The 5,336-nt window shown below is 71.5% G+C and carries 4 protein-coding genes; all 4 read right to left on the bottom strand.

Going from position 1 to position 5,336, the window contains the following annotated elements:
* On the bottom strand, positions 1 to 1,690 hold a 1,690-nt coding region (locus tag RMO30_RS08535; protein WP_309711982.1), incomplete at its 3' end, for a biotin carboxylase N-terminal domain-containing protein.
* Between the two features lie 5 nt (positions 1,691 to 1,695).
* Positions 1,696 to 3,303 (bottom strand): carboxyl transferase domain-containing protein, encoded by a 1,608-nt coding sequence (locus RMO30_RS08530; RefSeq protein WP_309711979.1) that lies wholly within the window; start codon positions 3,301 to 3,303, stop codon positions 1,696 to 1,698.
* On the bottom strand, positions 3,300 to 4,571 hold the full coding sequence (locus RMO30_RS08525) for a dihydrolipoamide acetyltransferase family protein (protein WP_309711977.1): 1,272 nt from the start codon (positions 4,569 to 4,571) through the stop codon (positions 3,300 to 3,302). The genes RMO30_RS08530 and RMO30_RS08525 overlap by 4 nt, the downstream gene beginning before the upstream one ends.
* A partial coding sequence (locus tag RMO30_RS08520; RefSeq protein ID WP_309711974.1) for a transketolase C-terminal domain-containing protein occupies positions 4,568 to 5,336 on the bottom strand: 769 nt, incomplete at its 5' end. The genes RMO30_RS08520 and RMO30_RS08525, both read right to left, overlap by 4 nt.

Here is a 5,336-nt window from a genome sequence, read left to right as displayed (position 1 = left end):
TCACGGCGAGGGCGCGGGTGAGTCGCTCGGCGCGCGTCGGAACGGGCAGCTCGACCGTTCGACCGTCGCGGTGCAGCCAGACGACGTGTCCGCCGGGTACCCGCTCGACAGCGACGAGAGCGTCAACCGCGAGGCCAGCATCCAGGGCAACCTCGCGGATGCTTCCGCCCACCTCGATCCCGTAGGTTGCGGGTCGGGCCGCCCCGCCGACCCGCCAGCCGTCGCGCAGGCCCCAAGGCCCCGGGGCGACGGGTCGGGCCCGATGCACGGCGAGTGCGGCAGTGGCGAGGTCGGCCTCGGTCGGCTCCGGGGCGGCGGGAACGCCGAGCCGGTCGATGAGGCCGGTGTCGAGCCGCCCGGCTTGAACCTCGGCAGCCGCGAGCAGGTCGCGCAGGTAGCCGATGTTGGTCTCGACGCCGAGCACCGCAAACCCGCGCAGCAGGCCGTCGAGTCGGGCGAGCGCCTCGGCGCGATCTGCACCGTGGGCGATGGCCTTCGCGAGCATCGGGTCGTAGTCGCCCGACACGACGAGCTCGGGAATGAGCGAACTGTCGATGCGCAGCCCAGCACCGGTCGGTTCGGCGAGGCCGAGCACCGTGCCGGTCGCGGGCAGGAAGCCCCGCGCGGGCGACTCGGCGTAGACCCGCGCTTCGATCGCGTGCCCGGTGACCACGACATCCGATTGCGCGAAGGGAAGCGGCTCGCCCGCCGCGATGCGCAGTTGCAGCTCGACGAGGTCGAGACCCGTCACCATCTCGGTCACCGGGTGTTCGACCTGCAGCCGGGTGTTCATCTCGATGAAGAAGAAGGTGCCGGGGTCGGCGTCACTGACGAGAAACTCGACGGTGCCGGCGCCCACGTAGTCGACGCTGCGGGCGACCTCGCAGGCGGCCTCGCCGATGCGGGCCCGCGTCGTAGCGTCGAGCAGCGGCGACGGCGCCTCTTCGATGACCTTCTGGTGTCGGCGCTGGAGCGAACACTCGCGCTCGCCGAGATGCACCACTGCGCCGTGCCGGTCGGCGAGCACCTGCACCTCGATGTGCCGCGGGGTCGCGATCAGCCGCTCAAGCAGCAGGGTGTCGTCGCCGAATGACGCGGCGGCGATGCGGCGGGCCGAGGCGAGCGCCGCGGGCAGCTCCTCGGCCGCGCCGACCACCTGCATCCCCTTGCCGCCACCGCCAGCCGAGGGCTTGATGAGCAGCGGGTAGCCGACGTCGGCGGCCGCGGCCGTGAGGGCGGCATCGTCGAGCCCCGACCCCGAGCTGCCGGGTACGACCGGTACACCGCGCGCGGCGACGAGGGCTTTCGCGGCGATCTTGTCGCCCATCGCCTCGATTGCGGCCGGTGGTGGCCCGACGAAGACGATGCCCGCTGCAGTGCAGGCCCGCGCGAACTCCGCGTTCTCGGAGAGGAACCCGTAGCCCGGGTGGATCGCATCGGCACCGACCCGCGCGGCCGCATCCAGAATCGCCTCGATCGAGAGGTAACTCATCGTCGCGGCGGCGGGGCCGATCCGCATGGCGACGTCGGCGAGTGCCACATGCTTCGCGCCCGCATCGGCGTCGCTGTAGACGGCGGCCGAGCGGACGCCGAGACGCTGCAGCGTGGCGATGACGCGGCAGGCGATCTCGCCCCGGTTCGCGACGAGGACCGTGCCGAAGAGCGGAGGGGCAAGCGGCTGGGAAGGCATGGCGCTCACATCCGGAACATGCTGGAGCGCCGCTCGGGTAGCGGTGTGCGCGAGCAGACGTCGAGGGCGAGACCGAGCACGCGGCGCGTGTCGACGGGGTCGAGGATGCCGTCATCCCACAGCCGCGCGGTGGTGTAGTAGGGGCTGCCTGCGCGCTCGTAGTCGTCGCGGATGGGCGCCCGGAACGCCACCTCGTCATCAGCTGACCACGCCTCGCCGCGCGACTCGATCTGGTCGCGCTTGACGGTCGCGAGTACCGAGGCGGCCTGCTCGCCGCCCATCACCGAGATGCGGCTCGCGGGCCACGACCAGAGAAAGCGGGGCGAGTACGCGCGCCCGCACATCGCGTAGTTGGCGGCCCCGAACGACCCGCCGATGATGACGGTGAGCTTCGGCACGCGGGCGGTCGAGACGGCGGTGACCATCTTCGCGCCGTCCTTCGCGATGCCTCCAGCTTCGGCGTCGGTGCCGACCATGAATCCCGCGGTGTTCTGCAGGAACAGCAGCGGGATGCCGCGCTGATCGCAGAGTTCGACGAAGTGCGCGCCCTTCAGGGCCGACGCGCTGAACATGACGCCGTTGTTGCCGACAATCCCCACCGGATGCCCGAGGATGTGGGCGAACCCGGTCACCAGGGTCTCGCCGTACTCCTTCTTGAACTCGTGGAACGCGCTGCCGTCGACGAGCCGAGCGATGACCTCGCGCGCGTCGTACGGGACGTGCGGGTCGACCGGAACGACCCCGTACAGCTCGTCGGGGTCGGCCACGGGATCCAGGACTTCGAGCACCTCCCACACCGGTGGGGGCGTCGGGGGAAAGGTCGCGACGATGCCGCGCACGATCTCGAGGGCGTGCTCGTCGTTCTCGGCGAGGTGGTCGGTGACCCCCGAGCGCCTCGCGTGCAGGTCGCCGCCGCCGAGCTCTTCGGCGCTGACGATCTCACCGATCGCGGCCTTCACGAGGGGCGGACCGCCGAGGAAGATCGTGCCCTGGTTGCGCACGATGACGGTCTCGTCGCTCATCGCCGGCATGTAGGCGCCGCCCGCGGTACACGAGCCCAGCACTGCGGCGATCTGCGGGATGCCGTCGGCCGCGAGCCGCGCCTGGTTGAAGAAGATGCGTCCGAAATGGTCGCGGTCGGGGAACACCTCATCCTGCATCGGCAGGAACGCCCCGCCCGAGTCGACGAGATAGATGCACGGCAACCGGTTCTCGAGGGCGATCTCCTGGGCGCGCAGGTGCTTCTTGACCGTCACCGGCAGGTAGGTGCCGCCCTTCACGGTCGCGTCGTTGCAGACGACGATCACCTGGCGGCCCGAGACGATCCCGATGCCCGCGATGACCCCGGCTCCGGGCGTCGGGCCGTCGTAGAGCTCGTGTGCGGCCAGCGGCGCGATCTCGAGGAACGGGCTGCCCTCATCCAGCAGTCGCTCGACTCGGTCGCGGGGCAACAGCTTGCCGCGTGCGACGTGCTTGGCGCGCACCGCCTCGGTTCCGCCCTCGGCCGCCGTCGCGAGGGTCGCCCGCAGCTCGGCGGCGAGCGCCCGCTGCGCGGCGTCGTTCTCGCGGGATGCCGGTGCCGACGGGTCGTGCGCACTCGTGATGACGCTCATCGCGTTCCTCCCGTCAACAGGGCGAGCCCGGGTTCGGCGAGCAGCGCTCCGACCTCGGCGAGGAACCGCGAGCCCTGCTCGCCGTCGACCAGCCGGTGGTCGAACGACAGGCTGAGGGTGAGTACTTCGCGCAGCGCGATCTCTCCGCGGTACTCCCACGGGCGGCGCACCGCGGCGCCGACAGCGAGGATGCCTGCCTCCCCAGGATTGATGATGGGCGTTCCGGCGTCGATGCCGAAGACCCCGATGTTGGTGATCGTGAAGGTGCCGCCGCGCAGGCGCTCGACGGGGGTGCGGCCGGAGCGCGCGACCGTCTTCAGTTCGGTGAGACGCTCGGCAAGCTCGAGCAGCCCGAGCGCGCCGGCATCCGGGATGTTCGGCACGATGAGCCCCCGCGCGGTCGCCGCCGCGATGCCGAGGTTCACGACGCCGTGCTGCACGATCTCTTGCGCGGCCTCATCCCACGAGCTGTTGAGCGACGGATGCCGGCCGAGCGCCTCGCAGACGGCGTGGGCGACCAGCGCGAGCAAGGTGACGCGGGTGCCTTCGGCGAGCGGGTGCTCGCGCAGCCGGGTCAGCAGATCCATCGTCGGGGTGACGTCGATCGTGAGGAACTCGGTCACGTGCGGGGCGGTGAACGCGCTCGCGACCATCGCCGCAGCAGTGTGCTTGCGCACCCCGGTGATCGGGATGCGCGTGTCGGCGCTCGGGCGGGGAGCGACGGGTCTCGGCGCGGCCGAACTGGCGGCGGCCTCGACGTCTTCGCGGGTCACCAGGCCGTGCTCGCCCGTGCCGGTCACGGACTCGAGATCCACGCCGAGCCGCCGCGCGAGCACCCGCACCGGCGGGGTCGAGGGCTGGCGTTCCGGCCGACGGTCGGCGGCGCCGCGTGCCGGGGTGGTGGGGGTCGTCGCCCGCGCCCGGGACCGCCGCTGCGGGCGCCCGGAATGCTCGGCGGTTGCTCCGTACCCGACCAGATTCGGCGGCGCGGGCTCGTCGACATCCGGCTCCCCCACCTCTGCGGAGTCGGCGAGCTCGAAGGTCACCAGCGGAGCGCCGACGCTCACCGTCTCGCCTTCGCGCGCGTGCAGCGCGGTCACGACTCCCGCACACGGTGCGGGCAGCTCGACGAGCGCCTTCGCGGTCTCGACCTCCGCGATGATCTGGTTGAGTTCGACGTGGTCGCCCTCGGCGATGCGCCACGCGACGATGTCTGACTCGGTCAGCCCCTCGCCGAGGTCCGGCAGCCGGAACTCGCGGCTCGTCACGACCCGACCTCCGCGCCGGTGCGGCCGAGTACGCGCTCGACGGCGTGCAGGATGCGGTCGAGGTCGGGCACGTGATGCCGTTCGAGTTTCGCCGGCGGGTACGGGATGTCGTGGCCGGTCACCCGCACCGGAGCTGACTCCAGATAGTTGAAGCAGCGCTCGGTGATGGCCGCGGCGATCTCGGCGCCCAACCCGCCGCTGCGCGCGGCCTCGTGCACGATGACGAGCCGACCCGTGCGGCGCACCGAGGCGTCGACGGGTTCGAGGTCAAGGGGCGACAGCGACCTCAGGTCGATGACCTCGATCGACACCCCCTCGTCGGCCGCGACGATCGCGGCATCGAGTGCCGTCGGTACGAGCGACCCGAAGGTCACGACGGTGACATCGTCGCCGACGGTGAGCACCCGGGACCGGCCGAACGGGGGTGCCGTCGCGAGGTCGGCATCCTCATCGACCTCGCCCTTCAGGTGATACCGGCGCTTGGGTTCGAAGAAGATCACCGGGTCGTCGCAGGCGATCGCCTGACGCAACATCGTGTGCGCGTCCTGGGGGCTCGCCACCGACACGACCCGCAGTCCGGGCGTGTGCGCGAAGTAGGCCTCGGGGGAGTCGGAGTGGTGCTCAGCCGAACCGATCCCGCCACCGACCGGAATCCGGATCGTGAGCGGCAACGTCACCGCGCCGCGCGTGCGGGAGTGCATGCGAGCGAGCTGGGAGACGATCTGGTCGAAGGCCGGGTAGACGAAGCCGTCGAACTGGATCTCG

Source organism: Pseudolysinimonas sp. (assembly GCF_031389465.1).
GTDB lineage: Bacteria > Actinomycetota > Actinomycetes > Actinomycetales > Microbacteriaceae > Pseudolysinimonas_A.
Note: the sequence above shows the minus strand (reverse complement) of the source record. Positions and strands in the feature narration are given on the sequence as shown.

Bases quoted from the DNA above. Each gene is read 5' to 3' on its own strand.
- RMO30_RS08530 (WP_309711979.1), bottom strand. From the start codon at position 3,303: ATGAGCGTCATCACGAGTGCGCACGACCCGTCGGCACCGGCATCCCGC.